The organism is Streptomyces sp. NPDC020490, assembly GCF_044335305.1.
Classification (GTDB): Bacteria; Actinomycetota; Actinomycetes; order Streptomycetales; family Streptomycetaceae; genus Streptomyces.
The window spans coordinates 153429-178151 of the sequence record NZ_JBIRUY010000002.1 but is presented as its reverse complement, the minus strand read 5'-3'; the positions used below and the strand labels follow the sequence as shown (position 1 = coordinate 178151).

The 24723-nt window shown below is 72.7% G+C and carries 19 protein-coding genes; all 19 read right to left on the bottom strand.

The features are described 5' to 3' along the window. Positions 1 to 2: 2 nt before the first annotated feature. Genes ACH4ZX_RS04295 through ACH4ZX_RS04205 form a run of 19 tightly spaced genes read right to left on the bottom strand, consistent with a single transcriptional unit; the run spans position 3 to position 24707 of the window. The gene (locus ACH4ZX_RS04295; protein ID WP_398267233.1) at positions 3 to 554 is read right to left on the bottom strand and encodes a dTDP-4-dehydrorhamnose 3,5-epimerase family protein; all 552 of its coding nucleotides are present in this window, start codon (positions 552 to 554) and stop codon (positions 3 to 5) included. Beyond that, positions 551 to 1783, bottom strand: coding sequence for a polysaccharide pyruvyl transferase family protein (locus tag ACH4ZX_RS04290; protein ID WP_398267230.1), 1233 nt, complete (start codon positions 1781 to 1783; stop codon positions 551 to 553). Before ACH4ZX_RS04290 ends, ACH4ZX_RS04295 begins: the two co-directional genes overlap by 4 nt. After that, entirely contained in the window at positions 1780 to 2736 is a 957-nt protein-coding gene (locus ACH4ZX_RS04285; protein WP_398267227.1) for a glycosyltransferase family 2 protein, read from the bottom strand. Before ACH4ZX_RS04285 ends, ACH4ZX_RS04290 begins: the two co-directional genes overlap by 4 nt. After that, positions 2733 to 4031, bottom strand: coding sequence for a hypothetical protein (locus ACH4ZX_RS04280; protein WP_398267224.1), 1299 nt, complete (start codon positions 4029 to 4031; stop codon positions 2733 to 2735). Before ACH4ZX_RS04280 ends, ACH4ZX_RS04285 begins: the two co-directional genes overlap by 4 nt. Continuing rightward, complete coding sequence (locus tag ACH4ZX_RS04275) at positions 4028 to 5302, bottom strand: DUF4910 domain-containing protein (RefSeq protein WP_398267221.1); 1275 nt, start codon at positions 5300 to 5302, stop codon at positions 4028 to 4030. Before ACH4ZX_RS04275 ends, ACH4ZX_RS04280 begins: the two co-directional genes overlap by 4 nt. After that, positions 5299 to 6324, bottom strand: coding sequence for an NAD-dependent epimerase/dehydratase family protein (locus ACH4ZX_RS04270; RefSeq protein WP_398267218.1), 1026 nt, complete (start codon positions 6322 to 6324; stop codon positions 5299 to 5301). Before ACH4ZX_RS04270 ends, ACH4ZX_RS04275 begins: the two co-directional genes overlap by 4 nt. A 3-nt stretch (positions 6325 to 6327) precedes the next feature. Then, positions 6328 to 6975 (bottom strand): PIG-L deacetylase family protein, encoded by a 648-nt coding sequence (locus tag ACH4ZX_RS04265; protein WP_398267215.1) that lies wholly within the window; start codon positions 6973 to 6975, stop codon positions 6328 to 6330. Beyond that, a complete protein-coding gene (locus ACH4ZX_RS04260) occupies positions 6972 to 7781 on the bottom strand; it encodes a glucose-1-phosphate cytidylyltransferase (protein ID WP_398267213.1) in 810 nt (269 codons plus the stop codon). Before ACH4ZX_RS04260 ends, ACH4ZX_RS04265 begins: the two co-directional genes overlap by 4 nt. Beyond that, positions 7778 to 9013 (bottom strand): class I SAM-dependent methyltransferase, encoded by a 1236-nt coding sequence (locus ACH4ZX_RS04255; protein WP_398267210.1) that lies wholly within the window; start codon positions 9011 to 9013, stop codon positions 7778 to 7780. Before ACH4ZX_RS04255 ends, ACH4ZX_RS04260 begins: the two co-directional genes overlap by 4 nt. After that, positions 9010 to 10251 (bottom strand): glycosyltransferase, encoded by a 1242-nt coding sequence (locus ACH4ZX_RS04250; RefSeq protein WP_398267644.1) that lies wholly within the window; start codon positions 10249 to 10251, stop codon positions 9010 to 9012. Before ACH4ZX_RS04250 ends, ACH4ZX_RS04255 begins: the two co-directional genes overlap by 4 nt. Before the next feature lie 2 nt (positions 10252 to 10253). Beyond that, complete coding sequence (locus ACH4ZX_RS04245; protein ID WP_398267207.1) at positions 10254 to 11558, bottom strand: O-antigen ligase domain-containing protein; 1305 nt, start codon at positions 11556 to 11558, stop codon at positions 10254 to 10256. Position 11559: 1 nt separating this feature from the next. Then, entirely contained in the window at positions 11560 to 13089 is a 1530-nt protein-coding gene (locus ACH4ZX_RS04240; protein WP_398267204.1) for a right-handed parallel beta-helix repeat-containing protein, read from the bottom strand. A gap of 9 nt (positions 13090 to 13098) precedes the next feature. Continuing rightward, entirely contained in the window at positions 13099 to 15042 is a 1944-nt protein-coding gene (locus tag ACH4ZX_RS04235; RefSeq protein WP_398267201.1) for an alginate lyase family protein, read from the bottom strand. Next, complete coding sequence (locus tag ACH4ZX_RS04230) at positions 15039 to 17231, bottom strand: bi-domain-containing oxidoreductase (protein WP_398267198.1); 2193 nt, start codon at positions 17229 to 17231, stop codon at positions 15039 to 15041. Before ACH4ZX_RS04230 ends, ACH4ZX_RS04235 begins: the two co-directional genes overlap by 4 nt. Before the next feature lie 28 nt (positions 17232 to 17259). Beyond that, a complete protein-coding gene (asnB, locus tag ACH4ZX_RS04225) occupies positions 17260 to 19194 on the bottom strand; it encodes an asparagine synthase (glutamine-hydrolyzing) (RefSeq protein WP_398267196.1) in 1935 nt (644 codons plus the stop codon). Positions 19195 to 19197: 3 nt separating this feature from the next. Further along, positions 19198 to 20757: a Wzz/FepE/Etk N-terminal domain-containing protein gene (locus ACH4ZX_RS04220; protein WP_398267193.1), complete on the bottom strand. Its 1560-nt coding sequence runs from the start codon at positions 20755 to 20757 to the stop codon at positions 19198 to 19200. Continuing rightward, entirely contained in the window at positions 20754 to 22121 is a 1368-nt protein-coding gene (locus ACH4ZX_RS04215; RefSeq protein WP_398267190.1) for a Wzz/FepE/Etk N-terminal domain-containing protein, read from the bottom strand. Before ACH4ZX_RS04215 ends, ACH4ZX_RS04220 begins: the two co-directional genes overlap by 4 nt. Beyond that, positions 22118 to 23383 (bottom strand): glycosyltransferase family 4 protein, encoded by a 1266-nt coding sequence (locus tag ACH4ZX_RS04210; RefSeq protein ID WP_398267187.1) that lies wholly within the window; start codon positions 23381 to 23383, stop codon positions 22118 to 22120. Before ACH4ZX_RS04210 ends, ACH4ZX_RS04215 begins: the two co-directional genes overlap by 4 nt. Continuing rightward, positions 23373 to 24707, bottom strand: coding sequence for a nucleotide sugar dehydrogenase (locus ACH4ZX_RS04205; RefSeq protein ID WP_398267184.1), 1335 nt, complete (start codon positions 24705 to 24707; stop codon positions 23373 to 23375). Before ACH4ZX_RS04205 ends, ACH4ZX_RS04210 begins: the two co-directional genes overlap by 11 nt. Positions 24708 to 24723: the final 16 nt, after the last annotated feature.

Here is a 24723-nt window from a genome sequence, read left to right as displayed (position 1 = left end):
CCTCAGCTTTCTCTGTGCTTCAGGACCTCGGAGAGGCTCGGCGCCTCCCGGTCCCGCTGGGACATCGACGTGACCGGCAGCGGCCAGGGAATGGCGAGCTCCGGGTCGTCGAAGGCGATCGTCACGTCCTCGGCCGGATCGTGCGGGCGGTCGATCCGGTACGACGTGTCGGCGGTCCCGGTCAGCGCCTGGAAGCCGTGCGCGCACCCCGCCGGGATGTACACGGTCGCCTGCGTCTCGCCGGACAGCTCGAAGAAGGCCCGGCCCAGGTACGTCGGCGAGCTCGGGCGCAGGTCCACGACGACGTCGAAGACCCTCCCGTACGAGCAGCGCACCAGCTTGGCCTCACCGGCGCCGGAGCGCAGGTGCAGGCCGCGCACCACGCCGCGGACCGAGCGGGACACGCTGTCCTGGACGAAGGCGTTCGGGTCGAGGCCCACCGAGCGGACCACGTCGGCGTCGAAGGTGCGGCAGAAGAAGCCGCGTTCGTCGGCGTACGGAGTCGGCTCGAACAGGTATGCGCCGGCGATCTCCGGGACTTCGGTCGCCTTCATCGGGCCTCCTGATGCGCGTGGGCGTGGTCGGCCGCCGGGAACAGGGCCGCGGTCAAGGCGGCGAACTGGTGCTCGAGTTGCCGGGTGGCGGCCAGGTTCCGCTCGGTGAGGGTCCGCCGCAGCTCGGCCGAGCGCTTCTCCAGCGCCCGGAACTGCTCGAGCAGCCGGTCGGCGTCGACCTCGCGGGCCGGGTGGCAGAACGCGCCGAGGCCCATCCGGTCCATGAGCGCGTCGCTCTTCGCCGCGTAGCTGAGGGCGAGCACCGGTGTGCCGGTCTTCAGCGCGCAGATCAGGTTGTGGTAGCGGACCGCGACCACGGTGTCGGCGACCGCCATCTCCTTCATCAGGTCGGCCAGTGAGGCCGGTTCGGCCGCGGTGACCAGCGGAGAGTCCACCGCGTCGAGGATCGCGGCGACCACCGACGCATCGCAGTCGTCGCCGGTGAGCAGCCGGACCGGCCTGCCCTCCTCGACCAGCGTGCGGACGAACCGGATCGTCCCGTCGAGGTAGCGCCGGTAAATCTCATCGGCCCGGGCGCGGTCGTCGTTGCCGCCGTGGAAGTCCATGACCCCGACGCAGACCGTGCCCGGCGAGGCCGAGGCCGGGCTCGCCGGCGGTGTCGGCAGGGAGAACGCCAGGTCCGGGTAGACCTGGTCGCGCGCGGTGTCCACGCCCATCGCCCGCATCGCGTCCCGGGACTGGGCGTCCCGGTACGACCGGTACGCGGCCAGCCGTGCCGACCAGCGCACCAGGGCCCGGGTCGGCCGGTCGCGGATCTCGGCGGCGCCGACGCTGACCAGCGCGACCCGGGTGCCGAGCAGCCGGCCGCTCGCGCAGAGCAGGAACAGCGAGTAGGGGAACCCCCACGGCCGCAGCGGCAGCGTCGCCTCCAGCACGCCCATGCCCGGCACGATCACCACGTCGTGCCGGCGCACCCAGGCGGCGGTGCGGAAGACGTCGACGAGTTTGCCGAGACCCTTCGCCGCGATCGCGCCCGCACGCGACGCGGTCCGGTACTCCCCGCGGTACCAGTGCAGCCGCGTCGCGGGGATCCCGAACCGGGCGGTGACGGCCTCGGGTCCGCCGCACAGCGCGTCCACGACCGCCTGCGGGTGCTCGGCGCGGAGGTGGCCGAGGACCGCCTCGAGTGACCCGTCGTTGCCGAGGTTGCCGGAGCCGAGCAGGCCGAACACCCCGACGCGCACCGGGGTTTCGTCCGCGGACGTCATGCGTGCCTCCCTTCACGGCCCGCACGCCCGGCGACCAGGGCGTCCACGGAGACGGTGAGCTTGGCCGGGTCGACCGGGGCGCGGTCCTCGACCCGCTCGCCGGCGCCCGGCCGGACCCGGCTGGTCATCCACGCGGCCAGGTGGCGGTAGCATTCGCGCCGCTCGGCAGGGGAGAGCGGCGCCCGCCGGACCGCCGAGGCGAAGCCCCAGACGTACTCGGCGAGCAGCCGGGGCGTCGGGTGCAGCAGGCCCGCCCGGCGCGGGTCCAGGTTGACGCACCGGGCGCGCTTGGACGGGTTCGCCCGCTCGGCGCGGGTGGGGTGGTCGCGGCGGAAGTACAACAGCTCCGGCACCTGGTGGAAGCGCCCGTGCAGGGCGATCTCGGCGACGAACGTGCGGTCCGCGTGGTGGTAGCTGTCCATCGGCCTCACCCGGCGCAGCGCGTCGGCCCGGATCACCCCGTAGAAGTCGTCACCGCCGGGCTCGAACAGCACGCTGCGGAAGCGCTCCGGCGGGTGCGGCGAGCCGGTGGCGAGCGTGTACTCGTAGGGGACCTTCACCTGGCCGTCGCCGTCGACGACCGCCTGGTCGGCGTGCGCGAGGATCACGTCCGGCCGCTCGTCCAGCGCCTCCACGCAGCGCCGCAGCAGATCGCGGGCGTAGAGGTCGTCGTGCGAGGCCCACTTGAACAGTTCGCCGCGGCACTGGGTGAACACGTAGTTGTGGTTCGGTGTGGCGCCGACGTTCCGGAGCAGCCGGACGTACCGGATGCGAGAGTCCTGCGCCGCGTACTTGCGGCAGATGTCCTCGGTCCCGTCCGTCGAGGCGTTGTCGGAGATGACCAGCTCGAAGTCCTCGTAGGTCTGTCCGAGCAGGGCGTCGAGCGACTCGGCGAGGTACTCCTCGCCGTTGTACACGGGCAGGCCGATGCTCAGCCTGGGGCGGTCGGTCATGAGGTCCTCACTTCGGGAATGGGGTCGTGGTGGTGCTCGCGCAGGGCCGACCGCAACTGAAGCCACCACACGGCCGAGCCGCTGACGGTCGCGGCGGCGACGCCCCAGGCCGAGCCGACCGTGCCGGCCATGGCCGCCCCGCCGAGCCCGCCGCCGACATAACAGACGGAGGCGAACAGCTGGCAGCGCAGGCTGCGCCGGGCCGCGCCGAGCGCGCGCAGCCCGGCCGCCGCGCCGGTGCCGAGGCCGGCGCCCGCGACGCCGAGGGTGATCGGCACGATGAGCTGCGAGGCGGAGTGCCAGACACTGCCGAGCGCCAGCTCGCCGAGCCGGTCCGGCATCAGCAGCAGCGCCCCGCCCCAGAGCAGCGCGGCGGCGGCCTGCCCGCCGCCGAGCAGGAGGCAGAACGTCCCGAGCCGCTGCGGGGCCTGCCGCAGCACCCGTGCCGCCTCCGGGACGGTGACCAGCGACAGCCCCATCAGCACGGCGAGGAACGGACCCATCAGGAGCTCGGCGCCCCGCACCGCACCCACCGCACCGACCCCGGCGATCGCGCCGAGCCCGTACGCCCGCAGCTGGCTCGCGCCGCTGAGGCAGGTGTTCTCGACCAGGTACCGGTAGCCGAGGTCGCGCTGTTCGCGGAGCCAGCCGCGCGCCTCGGTCACTCGGGGCCGGATGCCGGACTGGAGGCAGCCGTACCCTGCCGCCACCGTGGCGGACGCGCCCCAGGCGAGCACGAAGGCGGCCACGCTGCCCACGCGGGCGGCCGCCACCATGGCCGGGACGAGCGCGACGGCCCACACGACGTCGTTGACGAACGCCTTCCGCCCGGCGCCGGCGGCGAAGAACGCGAACCGCCAGGCGTCCTGCAGCAGCAGCCCCGGCAGCATGACGCCGAGGCAGGCGAAGGCGGGCCCCACGCGGCCGCCGAGGGCGAGGCCGGCCACCACGGAGGCCGCGCCGAGGGCGGCGCCGACGCCGAGCGCGGTACCCGTCGACCGGGCCACCGCCGCGCGCCAGGACGTGTCCGGCACTCCGCTGAAGCGCACCACGAGCGGGTCGGTGGCAAGGCCGCGGGAGACGTTCAGAATCACCCCGTAGGTCACCCAGGCCAGGCTGAACACGCCGAACGCGGTCACCCCCAGCGAGCGGGCCACGTAGACGCCCACCGCGAAGTTGCTGATGCTGGAGGCCGCCTGGTCGGCCAGTCCCCAGGACAGCCGGCCGACGAGGGCCCTCCTGGCCGTCGCCGCCCTCGGCGTCGTCTTCTCCCCCTCGACGGTCATCGGCGTCATGCCTTGATCAGTCCGGCGCCGTGCAGGGCGTCGGCCGCGGCGGCGACGGTGTCGAACGGCAGCCCGGACCGCTCGGCGACGTCCAGCAGACTGTGCTCGCCGTCGGAGAGGCTGAGCACCCAGAGCATGGCCATCTGGGCCTGCTTGGTGTCGCTGCGGCCGCCGAGCGCGTCGTACAACCCGCGCCGGCCCAGCTGCGGTTCGCCGTAGGGGCTGAGGTTGAGGTACCGCCGGTTGCGGTCGAGGACGGCGAACGCCTCACGGCACACCGCGAGGGTGTCCTCCATCGCCTCGGGGGAGACGAAGTCCGGGTTGTCCGCCGAGGTGTGGTACTCGGGGTACCCGGCGTACGGGGTCCGGCTGAGCGAGCCCACGCCGAGATCGAACCCGGGCGAGCAGTACTGCCGTTCGTCGTAGCCGTACGGAGTGAACTCGTCGACCTGATGCGGGCGTTCGGATGCGGTCAGCACATACCGCATCACCCGGTCGATCTCCGCGTCGCCGCGTCTGCTCTGCTTGTACGTCAACCGGCCACGGTCCCCGGCGCAGGCCAGCACCAGGCCGTGCTTGACCCGTTCCACCCGCTCCGCGTTGCGGGCCAGCCAGGTGATCGCCCCGATGGTGCCGGGCGCGTAGATGAACCGGTAGGTGTAGTACGGCGTCTCCTGCGCCAGCGCCCGGGCCAGGAACGTCGCCACCGCGATGCCGGCCAGGTTGTCGTTGGCCAGCGACGGGTGGCAGACGTGGCAGGAGACGATCACCTCGTCCGGGACCTGACCGGGGATCACATGCTCGGCGTAGGTGAGGTGGCCGTCTTCGAGCGTGGAGTCGATGCGTACCTCGTAGTCGCCGTCCGGCAGCGCGTCCAGGGTCTCCTGGGCCAGGCAGAACCCCCACTCCGGCTGGTAGTAGCTGGTGCGGTACGGCACCCAGCCCGGGTGGTCCGGAAGGGTGTGCAGGTGCGCGCGGAGCTCGGACAGCGGCATGGTGGCCGACACCGGCACGCTGTAGCCGAGCACGTGCAGGCTGGACGCGGCGAAGTCGACCACCCGGTTGCCGGCGGAGTCGGCGATGTAGGCGTCGCGGATGTTCCACTCCTGCGGCACGGTCCAGTCGAGCACCTGCGTCCCGGTCGGCACCTCGTGCACCCGCAGCGGGACGTACTCGCCGACGATGTCCAGGGTGGCGCGCACGCCGTCGCCGGTGATGCTCCGGCACAGCGGGTACAGCCGCTCCACCAGCGCGTGCATCCGCCGGCCGGGCCCGGTCATCGGCGCCACCGCAGGGTGTCGTCGACGGCGCCGGCGTCGGACGCCGCGCGCAGCACCGCGAGGCGCGTGAAGCGTCGCTCGAAGTCCTCCCGGGTCAGCCCGAACTTCTGGTAGGCGTCCGCGAGTTCGAGCGCGCCCTGCTTCACCGTCCACTCGCAGTCGAAGCCGGGTATCGCGGCGCGGTACCGGGAGAAGTCCACCCGGTACGAGCGCGGATCGGCACCGGTCTCCCCGGTGATCACCACCTTCGCGCCGGAGACCGCCTCGGCGACCTGTCCGGCGATCTCGGCGACCGTGACGTTGTTGGTCTCGCTGCCGATGTTGAACGCCCGGTCGTGCACCGCTTCCCGCGGCGCGGTCAGCGCGGCCGCGAAGGCCCGTGCGATGTCGGCGGCGTGCACCAGCGGGCGCCAGGGGGTGCCGTCGGAGAGCACCAGCACCTCGCCGGACAGCAGGGCGTGGCCCACCAGGTTGTTCAGCACGATGTCGGCGCGCAGCCGGGGCGAGTAGCCGAAGGCGGTGGCGTTGCGCATGAACACCGGGGTGAAGTCGCCGTCGGCCAGCGCGTGCAGGTCGTCCTCCACCCGCACCTTGGACTCCGCGTACGGCGTCACCGGGCGCAGCGGGGCGTCCTCGGTCACCAGGTCGTCGCCGCCGGCGGCGCCGTAGACCGAGCAGGTGGACGCGTACAGGAAGCGCCGCACGCCGGCGTCGCGGGCCAGCCGGGCGAGCCGTACGGACGCGTGGTGGTTGATGTCGTAGGTGAGGTCCGGCGCCAGCGATCCCAGCGGGTCGTTGGAGAGCGCGGCCAGGTGGATCACGGCGTCCACCCCGGCCACGTGCTCGGCCGTGACGTCGCGCAGGTCCACCCGGTGCCCGGACGGGTCCGCGGGCGGCTCGCCCAGCACGCAGTCGGCGAACAGGCCGGCGTCGAGGCCGACGACCTCGTGCCCGGCGGCCGCGAGGACCGGGGCCATCACGGTGCCCAGGTAGCCCTGGTGTCCGGTCAGCAGTACGCGCATGGTTCAGTCCCCCAGATCGAGCGTGAGTTTGGTGACGGCGAACGCCTCGGCGTAGCGGGCGTGGCATTCGATGCCGCGGATCCGGGCAAGGCCGAGGAATGCCTCCCGGTCGTACCAGGGCCGGTGCCGCTGCGAGGGGTAGTGGTCCTGCAGCAGCCGCACCTTCTGTTCGGCGGTCTCCGGCGACAGCGGCTGGTACACCGTCGGACGGCCGAGATCGCCGTCCCACTTGACGATCTCGTAGCCGAGCACGAGGTGGTCGCGGAACGCGGTGGGCAGCAGCCGCGCCAGTCCGCGGTGATCCTGGTGCGCGTCGTCCGTGCGCGGGGCGAGGATGAGGTCCGGGTCGGTCTGCGCACGCAGCTCCTCGACCGCGGACTTGGCCTCCTCCCAGTGGGCCGGGAACCGGCCGTCCGGCAGCTTGTGCACGGTCAGCCGCAGGTCGGCGCCCGGGCAGAAGGCGGCGAGCGCGGCCCGCTCCTCCTGCTCCCGGTCGGTGCCGCCGCCGGAGAGCACCAGCGCGTCGACGCGGATGCCCGGCCGCGCGCCGCACAGCGTCAGCAGCGTGCCGCCGGCGCCGATGGCGATGTCGTCGCAGTGCGCGCCCACCGCGACGATCCGTTCCGGGCGCCCGGCGCTGAGCCGGATCACGCGGTCCTCACCCCGGCGTCCGCCCCCGCGCCGTCCCGTTCCCACACGGCCCACGGACGGTCGCCCCGGGTGTAGGCGTCATCGAGCGCCGCCCGCTCCTTCACGGTGTCGGTCGGCTTCCAGAAGCCGCGGTGCTGGTGCGCCACCAGCCGGCCGCGCTTGGCCAGCTGGGCGCATCCGTCGGCGACCAGGTCCCCGTTCTCCGGTATGTGGTCGAAGACCTCCTGCCGGAGCACGAAGTAGCCGCCGTTCTCCCACAGCGGCAGGTCGCTCACCGCGGTGATGCCACCCACCAGGCCGTTCTCGCCCAGCTCCACGCAGTGGAACGAGGACTGCGGCGGCACCACCATCATCGACGCGCCGGCGTCGCGCGCCGCGAACCGGTCGATCATCTCGTCCAGCGGGGCGTCGGTGAGCACGTCGGCGTAGTTGGCGAGGAACATCTCGTCGCCGTCCAGGTGGTGGCGCACCCGGCGCAGCCGCTCCCCGATCGGCGACTCGATGCCGGTCTGCGCGAACGTGATCGTCCAGTCGGCGATGTCGGTGGACAGCAGCTCGGTCCGCCCGCCGCGCAGCACGAAGTCGTTGGACGTCGTCTCCTCGTAGTTGAGGAAGAAGTTCTTGATGTGGTGAGCCCCGTAGCCGAGACACAGGATGAACTCCTTGTGCCCGAAGTACGCGTAATAGCGCATGACGTGCCAGATCAGCGGTCGCGGCCCGACCATCGCCATCGGCTTGGGCACGTCGTCGGAGGCTCCGTTGCGCATCCGCATCCCGTAACCGCCGCAGAACAGGACGACCTTCATGACTCCACCTCGACAATGCTCAGTTCCGGGATGGGAAAGACCAGCCGGCCGCCCCAGCCGTGCACGAAGGACAACTGCTCGACCAGCTCGGCCCGCAGGTTCCAGGGCAGGACGAGGACGTAGTCCGGCTGGTCGGCGGCTATCCGCTCGGGCGGCAGAATGGGGATGCGGGTGCCCGGGGTGAACCTGCCGTGCTTGTACGGGTTCCGGTCGACCGTGTACGGGAGCAGGTCGGGCCGGATCCCGCAGTGGTTGAGCAGGGTGTTGCCCTTGCCCGGGGCGCCGTAGCCCACGACCGTCTCGCCGCGCTCGGCCGCCTCGATGAGGAACCGCAGCAGATCCCGGCGCACCTTGGCCACCCGGGCGGAGAACTCGGTGTACCCGGACAGCTCCCGCAGCCCGGCGGCCTTCTCCCGGTCGAGGACGTCGGCCACCCGCCGGCTCGGCTCGCCGGCCACCTCGTCCGGCCGGGCCCACAGCCGGACGGAGCCGCCGTGCGTGGGCAGCAGCTCGACGTCCACGAGCGTGAGTCCGCCGCTCGCCAGGGCCCGGGTCGCGGACGCGACCGTGTAGTACTGGAAGTGCTCGTGGTAGATCGTGTCGTACTGGTTCTCCTCGATCAGGGTCAGCAGGTGCTGCACCTCGATGGAGACCCAGCCGTCGTCGGCGACCAGGGCGCGCAGCCCGCGGGTGAACCCGACCACGTCGGGGATGTGCGCGTACACGTTGTTGGCCACGACCAGGTTCGCCGGGCCGTGCTCCGCGCGGACCGCCGCGCCGGTGTCGGGGCTCAGGAACTCCGTGAGCGTGGGCACACCGGCGTCCCGCGCCGCGGCACCGACGTTCACCGACGGTTCGATGCCCAGGCAGCGGATCCCCCGGTCCACCACGTGCCTGAGCAGGTACCCGTCGTTGCTCGCGACCTCGACCACGAAGGAATCGGGACCGAGGTCAAGGCGCTGTACGGCGTCGGCGACGAACGTGCGCGCGTGCTCCACCCAGGAGGTCGAGTACGAGGAGAAGTACGCGTACTCCTTGAACGTCTCCTCCGGCGTGATCAGCGGAGGGATCTGCGCGAGCCAGCAGTCGGTGCAGACCCGCAGGTGCAGCGGGTACGCCGGCTCCGGCTGGTCCAATTGGTCCGCGGCGAGGAAGCTTTCGCACGGTGGCGTCGCCCCCAGGTCGACGACGCTCGCCATCGCTTCCGAGCCGCAGAGTCGGCATCGTGTCATCTGCTGTCCCCATCCCCCCTGCTCGCGCGGGTGTCCCCGCCGCGAGCCAGTGCTGACCGACCCGCGATCGCGGTGCGGTACTCCTCCACCAGGCGCTCGAGACCGACGGCGGGGCTGAAGCCCCGCTCGTAACGGCGCCGGGCCGCCTGGCCCATCTCCCGGTTGCGGGCCGGTTCGGCCGCGATCCGGCGTATGCGGGACGCGAGCGAGGCGGGGTCGCCCGGCTGGTGCAGCAGCCCGGTCACCCCGTCCTCGACGAGTTCGACGAAGGCGCCGTGACCGGCGGCGACGGTCGGGACCCCGGCCGCCATCGCCTCCACCACCACCAGGCCGAACGCCTCCAGCCACGTCGAGGGAGCCACCACGGCGACCGATCGCGCGATGGCCTTCCGGCACTCCGCCGTGTCCAACAGGCCGACGTAGCACACGTCGTCGCGGCCCGCCGCCCAGGCGGTCACCTCCGGCTCCAGCGGCCCCGCGCCGGCGATCACGAGCGGGACGCCCACACCGCCGCTCGCCGCGATCTCGTCCCAGGCGGCCATGAGCAGCCGCACGCCCTTGGCCTCCGCGAGCCGGCCGAGATACAGCAGATGCTCTCCGTCGCCCACTCGGCAGGTGCCCGGGTCGGGAACGAAGTTGTGCTTCACCGCCAGCCGCTCGGCCGGCATGCCGGACCGCACCAGGACGTCGCGCTGCGCCGCGGAGATGCACAGCAACCGCTCCACGCCGGACCACCACCGCCGCCGGTTGACCGACAGGCTGACCGCGAGCGGCACCGTCGCGAGGCGGGAGCCGCGGTAGCAGCCGTGCCGGACGGCGGGCAGCGGCGCCGATCCGACGCACTCGGTGCAGGGCCGGCCGTCGCGCTGCAGCGTGCCGGGAGGGCAGACCTGGGTGTAGTTGTGCAGCGTCGCGACGGCGGGCACATCGGCGTCGGCGCAGGCGGCCAGCACCGCGGGCGACAGCAGCGGGAAGACGTTGTGCACGTGCACCACGTCCGGCCGCTCGGCGCGCAGCCGGGCGGTGAGCTCCGCGCGCACCGCCGGGTTCCACGGCACCAGGAGCGGCAGCGCGGCCTTGCCGAGGAGGGAGCGGGCGGCGATGTCGTCGCTGCGCCGCTCGAACACCCCGACCCGGTGGCCGCCCGCGCGCAGCAGCTCCACCTCCTGGTCGACGACCTTGTTCTCCCCGCTCGGCTGTGCCGACGCGTAGCGGTTGTGCACCACCAGGACGTGCATGCTCACGCCACCTCCGATCCGCGGGCCCAGCGCGGGATACGTCGTCGTGGGACTTCGGGGGTCGAGGGGGGAGCGGCCTCGGCGGGTGCCGCGAGCAGCGAGGCGGCCAGGGCCAGATGCAGCAGGTACGGCGAGGCGTCGCCGAGACCGGCCTCGGTGTACGACGCGATCGCGCAGTAGCTGATCAGGAAGATCGCGCAGGCCCTCCGCAGCGACGGTGGCCGCAGCAGCGCGACGCCGCCCAGCACGACGAGGAACGCCGCGACGAGGGTGACGCCGATCAGACCCTGTTCGTTGTAGACGGCCAGCCAGCTGTTGTCGATCGGCAGCCCGCCGAACGACTTGTCGCCCAGGCCCACGCCGAACCACTGCTCCGAGGCCGACCGGGGCGCGGCCAGCAGGGCGTCCCAGACCTTGGCCCGGCCGGTGAGACTGGAGAAGTTCTCCTTGCTCTGCCCGCGCAGGAACCACGACTGCAGCGCGGAGGCGAACCCCACCGCGGCCACCACGGCGCACAGCACCGCCCAGGTGAAGAACCGGCGGGCCGCGGCGCTGGTCAGGATGAGCGAGCCGATCGCCAGCGCCAGCCCGAGGAGCAGGCCGAGCGTGGCCGTCCGGGTATGGGTCAGCGCGAGCAGGACGAGTGACGGCACGATGACCACGGCCGCGCTCGCCCTGTCGGTCCTGCGCCCCAGCAGGAGCAGCACGGTGAGCCCGATGATCACCGCGGCGTACTGCCCGATCTGCGGCGGGGTGAGCGGCCACAACGCGCCGACGAGGCGTCCGCCGTAGAGGTCGGGCAGGGCCGCGCCCGGCGAGACGGCCAGGCCGGCGGCCACCGATCCGAGCACCGCGAAGTACATCCGGATGTGGTGCCGGACGAACGTCATGCTGCCGTCCCACCAACGGCTGAGCAGCCACAGCGTGCCGACGAAGAGAGCCAGCCGGAAGCACCGGAACAGCGCGCCGAACCCGGACTCCAGGTTCGCGCTGGAGATCACGCTCATCACCAGCAGCACGGTGAGCAGGAACAGGTAGGCGCTCGCTCGGACGCGCAGCCGGAGATTGACCGTGAGCGCCAGCGTGAACGCGGCGACCAGCGCGCCCATGGTGACCATCTGGATGAGGGAGCGGGGCAGCGGGACGATGGTCTTCGCCCCGGCGGAGCCGAGCGTGTTGAGGACGAGCAGCCCCCAGACGATGCCGACGATCCGCGGGGTGCCGACGGGGCGCGACACGGCGCCGGGCCGCGTTCCCGCCGTGTCGGGTCCGCCCGGCAGCCCGGCCGGCTTCTGTTCTCCGCCCATCTCAACCACCGGCCACGGGGTCGAGGGTGCTGCCCGCGTCCTGCCGGTACGGCGTGCCCTGCCACTCCAGGAAGTCGAGCACCCGGCTCGTGTCCTGGGCCACGAATTTCCACGGCCCGATGTAGACGTTGTCGTGCCAGCGGTTGTGCTGCCCGGTGGTGATCGCGTCGGCCACCCGCTCGCCCTTGTACGGGGACCAGTCCGGGTAGGTTCCGTAGTTGGCGAGGAGAGCCATCCGGTCGCACTTCTCCGTGCACTTGACGACGGACTCGTCCAGCACGAAGCGGTTGTCGTGGATGTCCACCCGCTGTGTCTTCCACCGGCAGTCGGCGTAGAGCGGCGCCTCGGCGATCGCCGGCCTGGCACAGCGCTTGGTGTCCCGGACCAGCAAGGTGCACTGACCGGACGAGGTGTTGGCGGGGCTGTTGCAGAATCGGTCGGCGTTCTCCCACAGGGTGATCCCGGACCAGTTGTCCTGCAGCACGTTCCGGTAGATCTCGATCTTGCCGGTGCGGGCCCGGATCCGTGGTTCGCCGCCGGACTCGGACAGGTAGACGGTCGCGAACGGGAAGTTGTCGCCGCTCTCGGCCGCCTTGCGCCCCTCGACCCAGTTGTTCCGCCGGATCGTGTTGTTCCGGATGACCGCGTTGTAGCTGATCTCGTAGATCAGCGCGGCACCGTCGTTGGCCTCGAGCACGTTGTCCTCTATGAGGAAGTCGTTGTTGTTGGTGTCCGCCCACAACCCGGTTCCGTGGTTGTCGTGCACCCAGTTGCCGCGCACGTCGGCGCCGTTGACGGCCCAGAACTTGATGCCTCCGGTGCAGCCGCAGCCCTTGCGCCGCCGCTCCCAGTCGTCGGTGTTGTTGCCCACGATCTCGTTGCCCTCGACCACCAGGCCGCTGATACGGCCGTCGGCCTTGTACGCGTTCATGCCGTACTGGCCGTTGCCGCGCAGGCAGTTGGCGCGGACCTGCTGGCGGGCACCGGCCATCAGCCCGGCGCCGGAGTTGTTCTGGACCGTCGCGTGCTCGATCACCCATCCGTCGGCCGAGTCATGGTTGACCACGCCCTCGTTCAGCGGCGCCACGAAACGTTCCACGGTCAGGTAGCGGATGGTGACGTCGCGGGCACGGCCGCCGAACGCGTACTGGTTCTTCCTGCGGCCGTCGAGCACCGCGCCCGGCGCACCGAGGTAGCGGTCCCCTTCCTTGGGGATGACCTGGGCGTACCGGTCCGGGGAGAGCCTGTGCCTGCCCGGCCGGAGCCAGAACGTGGTGTGCGGGGGGCTGCTCTTGGTCTTCGCCGCCAGGTCACCGACCACCGCGGGGTCGACCGTCACCGCGCCCGCCGGCGCCTTCGCCGGCCCGGCCCCGGGCTTGGCGCACACCCGTGGAGCGGGCGGGGCCGCGGACGTGGACGGCGCGGCCTTCGGCTCCGCCCCGGAACTCGACGAGCCGACACAGCCGGTCGCCAGCAGGGCCAGCGCCAGCGGTGCCGCCGCCGACGCCCAGTGCCGCCTCTTGAACCCCACGCGCCCCCCCTAGCCGCGGAACCTGAGCACGGTGGTGAACCCGTCCGCGCCGTCGGTGAATCCGGTGCCGACCAGGGTCGTGGCGGGTTCCTTGCGCCCGAATCCGGCGGAGTACCAGCCCAGCGGCGGGTCGGTCTCGCCGCGGTGCGCCCGCCAGGACAGCTGCCCGGGCAGCTCCAGCTCCGCGGAACGTCCCTCACCGTCCCGGGTCCAGGTGAGCACCGCCCGGTGCCCCGCCAGGTCCGCGGCGATCGCCGGTCCGAGGTGGAACGCCAGGTGCGCGGCCCGGCGCGGGCCGCGCACCTCGTCGACCACCCGCAGCTCCCGGCTCGCGGCCGTCAGCTCCACCCGGCGGCGGTGCACGGAGCCCTGGTAGCCGTCGTGCTCGGCACACCAGCGGGCCACCCCCTCGCCGGACGCGTCCGCGGCCAGGACGCGGCTGCGGGCATGCCGGGTCCACAGGAACGGGCCGCCGGAGACGGACTGGTCACCGCCGTCCAGTTGCAGGGTGTTGTGGCCGAGGGTCGACCGGAAGTACCGCCGCCACTCGGGCTGCCCGTGGTAGCAGAACGTCCCCGGGTCGGCGAGCACGTCGACCCCGTCGTGCCGGACCTCCACGGACAGCGCGTCCGCGTGGGCGTGCGCGGCGATGGACAGGAAGCCGTGCGGACCGCCGTCGCAGCGGCACCAGATCTCGCCAGGGCCGCGCAGGATCGTCATGCCCGCGTCGGCGAAGTGCGCCGGTCGGCCGGTCGGGCGGCTCACAGACAGTGCAGTGGGTTCGATGAGCGCGGCCAGCAGCGGAGTGCGCACATCGGTGCCGGTCACCGCCGGCCACCAGGCGAGCCGGCCGAACACGGCGTCGCCGGTGGCCAGCAGCGAGGCCCAGCGGTCGGTGCCCGCGCCGTCCACGACCAGACCGTGCCCGTCGTCCGCGTCCCCCTGGCGCGGCGGCCGCAGCCGGCTGTCCACGACGGCGGCGAGCGCGTCGGTCATCCGCAGCAGCACCAGCCGGACCGACGCGGGGACCGGCACGCCGGCGGCGTCCGCCTCGGCCACCGCGGCCAGGCCGAGTTCCAGAACGAGTCCGTGGTACTCGGTGGCCAGCTCGCGGTTGAGGCCGGAGCCGAAGGTGTTGGCGCGCAGCTGCCGTTCCAGCGACCGCAGTGCGTCGGCTCGCCAGCGTGCCGAGGTGGGGAACCACCCGAACGCGCAGGCCGCGGCGAACTGCCCGGCGGCCTCGGCGACGACGTGGTTGTTCGCCGAAGACCCCCGGCTGGGGAAGGCGGCCAGCCAGCGCTGGTGGTGCCAGATCTGGTCCAGCGCCACCGGGTTGCCCTCGAACAGCCCGGCCGCGCCCGGCCAGCCGTCCAGCAGCCGGCGGATCCACACCCAGGACAGCAGCCGGATGCCCAGCTCGATACCGCTGATCCAGTGCACGCCGCGCAGCGGCGGGTTGGCCGCCCACCACGACCGCAGGTGCTCGGCCACGCGCTCGGCGTACCGCTCGTCCCCGGTGACCGCGTAGGCGGCGGCGAGCACGGTGAGGTACTGGTGCCGGGACAGTTCCCAGATCTGCTTGATGTCCCCGACCGCGTCCTCGTTCCGGTACGGCACGTCGAAGGCGTAACCCGACGGGGCCCGGCGCCCGGTCTTCGGGTCCCACGACCAGTCCGGGTCGGCCAGGTCCTCGCGGACCACCCCGAAGTACTCGGCGTGCCCGTACATCAGCCGGTCCGCCTCGGCGACGAGCCGTTTCGCGGCGTCCGGAGGCACCGCGGCCATCGTCCCCGCGGGCAGGACCGCGGTGAACCGGGCGCCGGTCACGCTCGGGCAGTCCGGCCGCGCCGACCGCCACCGCCGCCTGCGCACCGCGTCGCCCACCCGGCCGCCGACCTCCCGCGGCTCCATCCGGGACAGCCGCCGCAGGTACCAGCCTGCGCTCATGGTCATCGCGCCCTCGCCAACGTCACCGGCGCACCGCCGGCCAGGCCGGTCCGCACGGCGAGGGTGGCCGAGGTGGTGGCGACCAGCGACTCCAGCGGCACCGGCATCGGCCCGCCGGTCCGCACGGCCTTGATGAAAGCGGCCAGCTCGGCGGACTGGCCCTTGTCCCGGGCCTTGGGCAGCCGCGAACTGACCCACCGCTTGCGCCCGTGGACCGAGGCGCGGACGAAGTCGTCGAGCCGCAGCACCTTGCCGTCCGCGACCAGGTCCAGCGTCTCCTTGGGGAAGCCGGGCGCGCCGGTGGTGACGTAGCTGATGGTGGCGGTGGATCCGTCCGGGTAGCGCAGGACGACCTGCAGGTCCTCGTTGCCGGACGTGGCGGCCGCGTACACCGAGACCGGGTCGGCGTCCAGCAGCCAGCTCGCCGTGTCGATGAAGTGGCCGCCCTCGCCGGCGAACCGCGAGCCCTCGGTTCCCTGCCGGAGGTACCAGCTGCCGTGCTGCAGCCGGCCCGCGTTGACCAGGTAGCGCAGGCTCGCCGGACCGGTCCGGGCGCCGAACCGCTTCCTGGCCTCCTGCAGCAGCGGCGCGAACCGGCGGTTGAAGCCCACCTGCAGCCGGTCGTTGCCGGACTCCTCCACCGCCGCGAGTACGCCGGCCAGCTCGTCCTCGGTGAGGGCCAGGGGCTTCTCCACGAACACGGACTTGCCCGCCAGCAGTGCCTTCCGGGTCAGTTCGGCGTGCGAGCTGTGCCGGGTGACCACGAACACCGCGTCGATGGACTCGTCGCCGAGCACGGCGTCGAGATCGGTGGTCGCCTCGGCGAAGCCGAACTTCCGCTGCGCGTTGGCCGCGGACAGCGCCGTCGTGGTGACGACCGCCGACAGCTCGACGCCGTCGCGCTGTGCCAGGTGCGGCAGCAGCATCGAGGTCGCGTAGTTCCCCGCGCCGACGAACGCGAGGCGCACCGGCGTCCCGGCGGCCCGGGCCGGCGTGGACACTCCGTCGCCGGGGCGCTTCACCGCGGGCACGGCCACCGCCGGGGCCCCGGCATCCTCCGCTTCCCCCGCGGGTTCGGGGTACCGGAACAGCACGGTCACGGCCTTCAGGTCGCCGTCCTTCAGGCGCCGGTACGTCTCGGCCGCGTCAGCGAAGTCGGCGACGTGGGAGACCAGGGGCTCCACGTCGATCCTGCCCCGGGCGGCGAGGTCGAGGAAGCACGCCAGGTTGCGGCGCTCGGTCCAGCGCACGTAGCCGATCGGGTAGTCCCGGCCCTCGAGCTCGTACTCCGGGTCGTAGCGCCCGGGGCCGTAACTGCGGGAGAACCGGACGTCGAGCTCCTTCTCGTAGTACGCGTTCCACGGCAGGTCCAGGCGGCACTTGCCGATGTCGACGACCCGGCCGCGGTCCCGGCTCAGCCGGGCGGCCAGCTCGACGGGCTGGTTGCTGCCGCCGCCGGCGGCCAGGTACACCTGGTCCACGCCGTGACCGTCGGTGAGTTCGGCGACGGCGGCCTCCACGGCCGCGGACGCGGGGTCGCCGCAGGCCGCGGCGCCCAGCCGCTCGGCGAGCTCGCAGCGCGCCGGGTCGGGGTCGACCCCGACGACGCGGACCCCCGAGGCCGTGAGGAGCTGGACCACGAGCTGCCCGATCAGGCCGAGGCCGATGACCAGGGCCACCTCGCCGAGCTGCGGCTCGCCTTGGCGGACGCCCTGCAACGCGATCGACCCGACCGTGCCGAAGGCGGCGTGCCGCGGCGCGAGGCCGTCCGGCACCGGGACGTAGAGGTTCTTCGGCACCCAGTTGAACTCGGCGTGCAGCGCGTGCTCGTTGCCGGCGCAGGCCACCAGGTCGCCGGCCTTCACGTCGTCGATCCCGGCGCCGACCTGCTCGACCACCCCGCACAGCGAGTAGCCCAGCGGCGTGTAAGAGTCCAGCTTGCCCATCACCTTGCGGTAGGTGGCCGGCACCCCGTTGGTGGCCACGCTCTGCATGACCTTGGCCACCTGGTCCGGCCGGGAGCGGGCCTTGCCCAGCATCGACATGCCGGCCTCGGACACCTTCATGAGCTCGGTCCCGGTGGATATCAGCGAGTAGGCGGTACGGACCAGCACACCCCCCGGCTTGCACCCCGGCACCGGCACGTCGAGCACCGCCAGCTCGCCGCTCTTGTAGTTCTGCACAACCTGTTTCACCCGAAGTCCCCTTGTTCCTAAGCCGTCTTCACGCCGCCGGGCGAGCACCCCGGCCGGACCCGGCCGTCGCGTCGCGGTACCAGTACTCGAGCGTCAGCACATGCCACAGATGCTTGGAGAAGTCCCGCTGCCCGGCGGCGTCCTCGGCGACCATGCGGGCGAGCGCGTCGCGGCGCAGCAGTCCGGAGCCGACGAGCGCGCCGTCGTGCACCACCTCGCGTACCAGCGGTGCCAGATCCCGGCTCATCCAGGCCCGCAGCGGCGCGCTGAACAGGCCCTTGGGCCGGTAGACGATCTCCCGGGGCAGCACCGAGGCGGCCGCCTCCTTGAGGACGGCCTTGCCCTGCCGTCCGACGATCTTGCGGTCGCCGGGCACCGCGAACGCCGCCTTGACCACCTCGACGTCCACGTACGGCACCCGCACCTCGGTCGACGCGGCCATGCTGGAGCGGTCCGTGTACGTGAGGTTCAGGCCCGGCAGGAACATCCGGGCGTCGGTCAGGCACATGCGGTTGACGAAGTCGTCGAGGTCGTTGTCCCGGTAGACGTCCGCATGTTCGGTCAGCACCTCGTCGACCGTCCCGGCCAGGTCCGGATCGACAAGGGCGAGCAACTCGTCCCGGTCGTACATGGTGTAGCTGCGCCGGAACGCGGTCTCCTCCGGCAGATCGGCGAAGGAGAGGAACCGCTTGGCGAAGCGCACCGACCGGTACCCCCGGCGGGACGTGGCGACCGGCAGCCGGTCCACGGCCCCGGACACCGCGCGGCGCAGTGGCCGCGGGACGCGCTGGTAGCGCAGCGCGAGCAGGTTGGCCAGGTGCTTGCGGTACCCGGCGAACAGTTCGTCGGCGCCCATCCCGGAGAGCATCACCTTGACCCCGGCCTCCCGGGCGGCCGAGCAGATCAGGTACGTGTTGATCGCGGCGGGGTCGCCGATCGGCTCGTCCAGGTGGTACGTCATCCGCGGCAGCAGGTCGAGCACGTTCGGGGCGATCTCGATCTCGTGCAGGTCGACGCCGAACCGCTCGGCCACCTGCCGGGCGTAGCGCAGGTCGTCCGGCATCGCCTCGAACCTGGCGTCCTCGGCGCGGAAGCCGATCGTGTAGGCGGAGATCCCGGGCCGGCGGCGGGCCGCCAGCGCGGTCAGGTAACTGGAGTCGAGGCCGCCGGAGAGGAACGTCGCCACGGGGACGTCGGAGAGCAGGTGACGCCGGGTCGACTCCTCGACAATGGCGGCCAGGTCCGGCTGTTCGCCGCTGCGGGCCCGCTCCCGGCCCTCGGCGGCGACGTCCTTCAGGTTCCAGAACCGGCCGCGCTCCACCCGGCCGTCGGGCCGGCACCTCAGCCAGCTCCCCGGCGGCAGCTTCTCCGCTTCGCGGAACGCGCACCGCGAGTCCGGCACCCAGTAGTACAGCAGTGAGGCCACCAGCGCCGCGTGGTCCACCCGCAGCGTCCCGCCGGTCGCGGCGGCGAGTGCCTTGAGCTCGGAGGCGAACACCAGGCCCCCGCCGCGCCGGAGCAGGAACAGCGGCTTGATGCCGAGCTGGTCGCGGGCGAGCACCAGGTCACCGGTTCGCTCGTCGAAGACGCCGAACGCGAACATGCCGCGCAGCCGGGGCAGGCAGTCCGTGCCCCAGCGCCGCCAGGCCTGAAGGAGTACCTCGGTGTCGGAGGTGCCGCGGAAGCGCACCCCGGCGGCCGCCAGCTCGGCACGCAGCTCGGGCGCGTTGTACAGCTCGCCGTTGTACGTCAGGGCGAGGCCGTCCGAGACCATCGGCTGGGCGCCGGTCTCCGACAGGTCGATGATGGACAGCCGGCGGTGCCCGAGCTGCACTTCGCCGTCCCCGACGGGGTGACCGTAGCGGCCCGCGCCGTCCGGGCCGCGGTGGGCGAGGGTGTCGGTGAGGCGGTCGGTCAGGACCTTTCCGTCCGGCCATCGGTACGTGCCCGCGATGCCACACATGTCCTACCGCACCTCCTGGTCGTCGTCCGGGACCCGTGCGGCCCACATCGGCTGCCGCTCCGCGGGCCGAGGGCCCTCTCCCACCGCCTGAACGGCGTGGGAGGCACCCCCGCCGTTCGGCCGGGCCGGCCGCTCGCTCCGGCCGCGCAGCGCGGTGCCCAGCCCGTCCCACAGCGTGCCGTCGGTCCGGTCACGCGGATCGGGGTCGATCAGCACCACACCGATCACCGGTATGCGCTGGTCCGCGAGCTGCCGCGCCACTGTGTGCAGCCATGCGGCGCTGCCGTGCCCGGCCCGTACGACGAGCACGGTCCGGGTGCCGAGATACCTCAGGTCCGTCCACGCCGTGCCGGGCGCCACCGAGCCGACGCCGATCCGGCGCTCCCGGGGCGATACGGCCGCGGCACGTTCACCGCTGACCACGGTGGGGTCTCCCGGTTTCTGACGGCCCGCGAGCTGCGGGCCGGGCAGACCGTCGACGACGACCAGCGGCCCCTCCGCCGCCAGGGCCCGGGCGAGGTCCAGGGCGATCGCGCTCGTGCTGCGCGCACAGCCCAGTTCCAGCAGCGACACCGCTTCCGCGGAGCCGCGCACGGTGCGGGCCAGCGTCGTGGTGAGCCGTTCGCGTGCCGACCGGGTCCGTCGGCGCTGCCAGCGCCTGCCCGGCCGGCGGGGCAGCTCCGCGATGACCGAGGCGCCGAGGTTCGCCGCGATGTCCCGGCGCAGCACGGGGCGGTCGGCGACCACCGCGCCGACCGCGGCCAGCGCGAGCCCGAGGAAGAGCCCGAGGACGAGCCCGACCACGGCGTCGGTGACGGCGGCCTTGGGCAGGGAGTGCCGCACCGCGCGCGGGGCGTCCACGATCTGGGTGCCGGCGATGAGCTGGGGCGCGCCGATGCGTGCCTCCTCGGCGCGCTGGCCGAAGTCGGCGATCCGCGAAGTGAGGTCGGCCCGGCGGGCGAAGAGCGACTCGAGGCTCGCCGCCGCTTTCGGGTCGCTGTCCGCCGACCGGCCGCCGATCTCCTTGTTGACCTCGGCGAGCTGCTTTTGCAGGCGGTCCCGCTGGTCGAGCAGGCCCTTGGCCTCGGCGTCCGCGATGTCCCGTATCCGCTGCGCGTGGTCCGCGACGAACGCCTCGGCCAGTGCCTCGGCCCGGGCCACGGCTTCCGCGTCGGTGTCACCCGTCACGTCGATCTGGAGCACGTTGTTGGACAGTCCGGTGCCCCGGTACTCCTTCATGAAGTCCTCGGGCTTCTCCGGGGACTTCAGGGACCTCAGGGCCCGGTCGGCGATCTGCGTGGTCTGAAGCAGCTGGACGTCGGTGCGGATCAGCGTTCCGGTGTCGTTCGGCTGGTCCTGCTGATGCGCGACCAGCACCTTGGCCACCGCGGACGGCGACGGCGGCAGCAGGACCGCCACCGCCGCGCCGATCAGCAGTCCGACCAGCGCCAGGGCGCACCAGAGACGGCGGCGCCTGCGGACCGCGACCACCAGCGCCTGCAGGTCGATGAGCGGAGCGGCGGCCGGCGACTGAGAAGTCGTACTCGTCGTCCTCGTCGTCACACTGAACCTCCCGTCGCGTGGCCGCGGCCCGCGAACGCCATGGCGGCCTCGTCCGAAGGACGGCCGGCAGCCCGCGTCGGACGGATGCGGACCGTGCCGGCCACGACCACGCCGACGACCTCGTGCCCGCCGTCCGCACACGCCCCGGCGATGCCGGTGAGCTCTTCCGCGGTCCGGCTGCCCGCGCTGAGGACGACCAGGGCGCCGGACTCCGTTTCGCGGTCCGGCACGATCGGCCGGTCCACCGAGACCTCCGCCACCCGCAGCAGCGGATCGTTCCCGGCCTCGGCGACGAGTTGCCCGGCGGCCCGGCGGGCGACCTCGTCGCCTTCCGGTACGACGACCAGCAGCCGGCGGGGGGCCGGCAGCCTGTCCCGGAGGCGGGCGCACACCCGTCGGTAGCGGATCTGCCTGTCGGCCTCGCCGGACCACTGCGGGGCCGGCATCTCCCACCGGGTGTCGGTGCCGAGAAGCCGGCGGATCCGGGCCCGCGTGCCAGTCTTCTCCGGCCGGTACGCGCGCCGTTCACCAGGCACGTCGACGGTGCCGAGGAGCGCCGAGCCCAGCGCCGCGGCGATCTCCGGCTCGGCGCGCAGCCGGCGGCTCGTCCGTGCGGCGACGAGATGGCCGATGACCGCGAGCAGGAAGAACACCAGCGCCCCGGCGACGACGAGCTGCGTCCTGGTCGGCGGCGCCTCGCCCGTCGGCCGGGCCGCCGGACCCATGACGACCATGGCGGCCTTGTCGGTCGCCGGGTCGGCCTCGTCCAGCTTCTTCATCGCATCCTGCAGCGCGGTGCGCAGTTTCTCGAGCTCGGTGCGGGCCTGCACGCTCTCCACGGTCCGCCCCGGGTCGGCCGCGTCGGCCAGTTCGGTGATGCGGCGGTTGGTCTCCGTCACCTTCTTCCGCAGCGCCTCGGTTCCGGTGGCCGCTTCGGGGGCGGTGGAGCCGTTCGTGATCCGCGTGGCGAAGGTGACGAACTGCTGGGCCATCTGGTCGGAGAGCCGCTGCGCGCGCTCCGGGGTGTCGGCCGTGCCCGAGATCTTGATGATGTTCCCGTCGGCGGCCTTGGCGCTCACCCGGTCCCGCAGTTCGACGCCGCTGACGCCCTTCCAGCCGAGCGTGGCGGCCGCGCGGTCGACCACCGCCGAGCTGGTCGCGATGTCCACCTGGGTCAGCAGTTCGCGTTCCTCCCACAGCCCCGGCAGCAGCACCGACGCCGATGCCGTGTACCGCGGCGGAAACACCAGCACCGAGGTGCCGTAGCCGACGAGCGCACCCACCACGGCGAGTACGGCGAGAAGCCGCCACCGCCGGCCCAGAATCCGTCCGATCGTGACCAGGCGGATCGTGTCGTCGTTCAATGAAGCGGCCTCTTCCCCGTACGGACCGGCCCACGTGCCGACACCGGGGCATGGTCCCGGCAGGCGGCGGCGTAGGCGGCGAGCAGCGACGCTTGCGAATTGCGCCAGGACAGCGGGCCGCTGATCCGCTCCTGGCCGATCTTGCCCATCCGGGCCCGCTGCTCCGGATCGTCGAGGAGCAGCGCGATGAGCCCGGCGAACGCGGCCTCGTCGTTGGCGGGCGCGTAGACGGCGGCGTCACCGGCGGAGACGCGCGCCTCCCGGAGGTCGAAGGAGACGATCGGCCGCCCCATCGCCATGTACTCCAGGACCTTGTTCATGGTCGACACGTCGTTCAGCGGATTGCGCGGGTCGGGAGACAGGCACACGTCCGCGGTGCTCAGGTAGCGCACCAGGTCGGCGTCCGGGATGCGCCCGGTGAACTGCACCTGCTCGCCGAGACCGAGCCGCCGGGACAGCTCCACCATCGCGTCGAAGGCGTCGCCGGCGCCGACGAACACCGCATGCCAGTCGGTCCGCCCGAGCTCGTCGCGCAGCTTCGCCAGGGCCCGCAAGGCGTAGTCGACGCCGTCCTGCGGGCCCATGACGCCGAGGTAGCACAGCAGATGAGGCTTGCCGCGCTTCAACTCCGGCTCCGGCGGCACCGGCCGGAACCGGTCGACGGCGGGCGCGCTGCGCACCACGAAGACGTCCTCCGGCCGCCGGCCGCCACGGCGCAGCGCGACGTCGCGGTAGCTCTCGTTCGTGGCGAGCACGATGTCCGCGGCCCGGTAGGTCCGCCGTTCCAGCGCGCACACCGCGCGGTAGAGCAGGTCTTCGCCGCGGTCGAACCGGGAGAGGTACAGCTCCGGTACCAGGTCGTGCTGGTCGAAGACGAACCGCGCGCCGCGCCGCTTCAGCCACAGTGCCGGCAGGAACAGCAGGTCGGGCGGGTTGCAGGCGTGGACCACGTCGACCGGGCCGACCTTGCGGGCCAGCCGGACCGTGTGCCACAACGCCGATCCGTATTCCCGCAGGTAGCCGGCCGGCCCTCCGGTCGCCGCGCGCAACGGGTAGCGGTGGATCCGCACCCCGTCGATCACCGCCTCCGGCTCCGTGTCCCGCTTCTCCCCCCGGGGGCAGATGACGTGCACCTCCCAGCCCGCGTCGCGCAGCGTCGTGCACTCCTGCCACACCCGCCGGTCGAACGGCACCGACAGGTTCTCCACCAGGATCAGCGCGCGCCGGCCCGCCCCGTCGCCGCTGGTCGCGTTACCAGGCAAGGCCCATGTACCTCGGTTCGGCCCGGCGCGCCTCGGCGTCGGGAAGGCGGATGAGGTCGACGATCAGCGGTCCGTCCTCATGGGGCAGCGACGACAGCACCGCCGGATCCCTGGTCCCGACCAGGCACACCTCGGCGTGCTCGAGCACCTCGTCGACGGAGTCCGCGAGCAGCTGCGCGAGATGCGGCAGCCGGTTCTCGATGTACTCGCGGTTCGCGCCGAGCAGCCGGGACAGGCTCACATTGGCGTCGTAGATCTTGATGTCGTACCCCTTGCCGAAGAGCCTCTCCGCCAGTTCGACGAGCGGGCTCTCGCGGAGGTCGTCGGTGCCGGGTTTGAAGGACAGCCCGAACAGGCCCACCCGGCGCTTGCCGGTGCGCTCGACCATGTCCACCGCGCGCTGCAGGTGGTCGGCGTTGGAGGCCAGCACATGGGAGAGGATGGGCACCGAGACGTCGGCCCGCTGCGCCGCGTGGACCAGGCTGCGCAGGTCCTTGGGCAGGCAGGAGCCGCCGAAGGCGAAGCCGGGCCGCAGGTAGGCGGGGCTGATGTTCAGCTTGCGGTCGGCCAGGAACACGTCCATCACCTGGTGCGAGTCCACGCCGAGCGCCTGGCACACCGCGCCCAGCTCGTTCGCGAAGCCGATCTTGAGGCCGTGGAACGCGTTGTCCGCGTACTTGACCGCCTCGGCGGTCTGGACCGGCACCCGGAACACCTCGCCGGGCAAGCCCTGGTACAGCGCCGCCACCGCGTCGCCGCTCGCCGGATCGAGCTCGCCGATCACGGTCTTGGGCGGGTCGAAGAAGTCCCGCACGCTGGTGCCCTCGCGCAGGAACTCCGGGTTGACCGCGACTGAGAAGTCCACCCCGGCCGTGCCGCCGGTGCTCTTCTCCAGGATCGGCACCAGCAGGTTCAGGCAGGTGCCCGGAAGCATGGTGCTGCGGAACACGACGGTCTGCCGCCCGCCCCGCCCGCCCCGCCCGCCCCGCTCGGCCAGCGCGGCGCCTATCTGCTCGGTGACCCGCTCCAAGTACGTCGTGCACAGGCTGCCGTTGGGCTCCGAGGGCGTGCCCACGCAGACCAGCGACACCTCACTGCCCATGATCGCCTCGCGGACGTCGCCGGTGGCGCGCAGCGCTCCGGTCCGCACGACCTCGTCGATGAGTTCGCCGATCCGCTCCTCGACCACCGGGGCCTTGCCGTCGTTGACCAGGTCGACCTTCACCGGGTTGACGTCCACCCCGATGACCTCGTGCCCCATGCTGGCCAGGCAGGCGGCTGATACGCAGCCCACGTAGCCGAGCCCGAAAACGCTGACTCTCATGCTCCGTCTCTCCCCC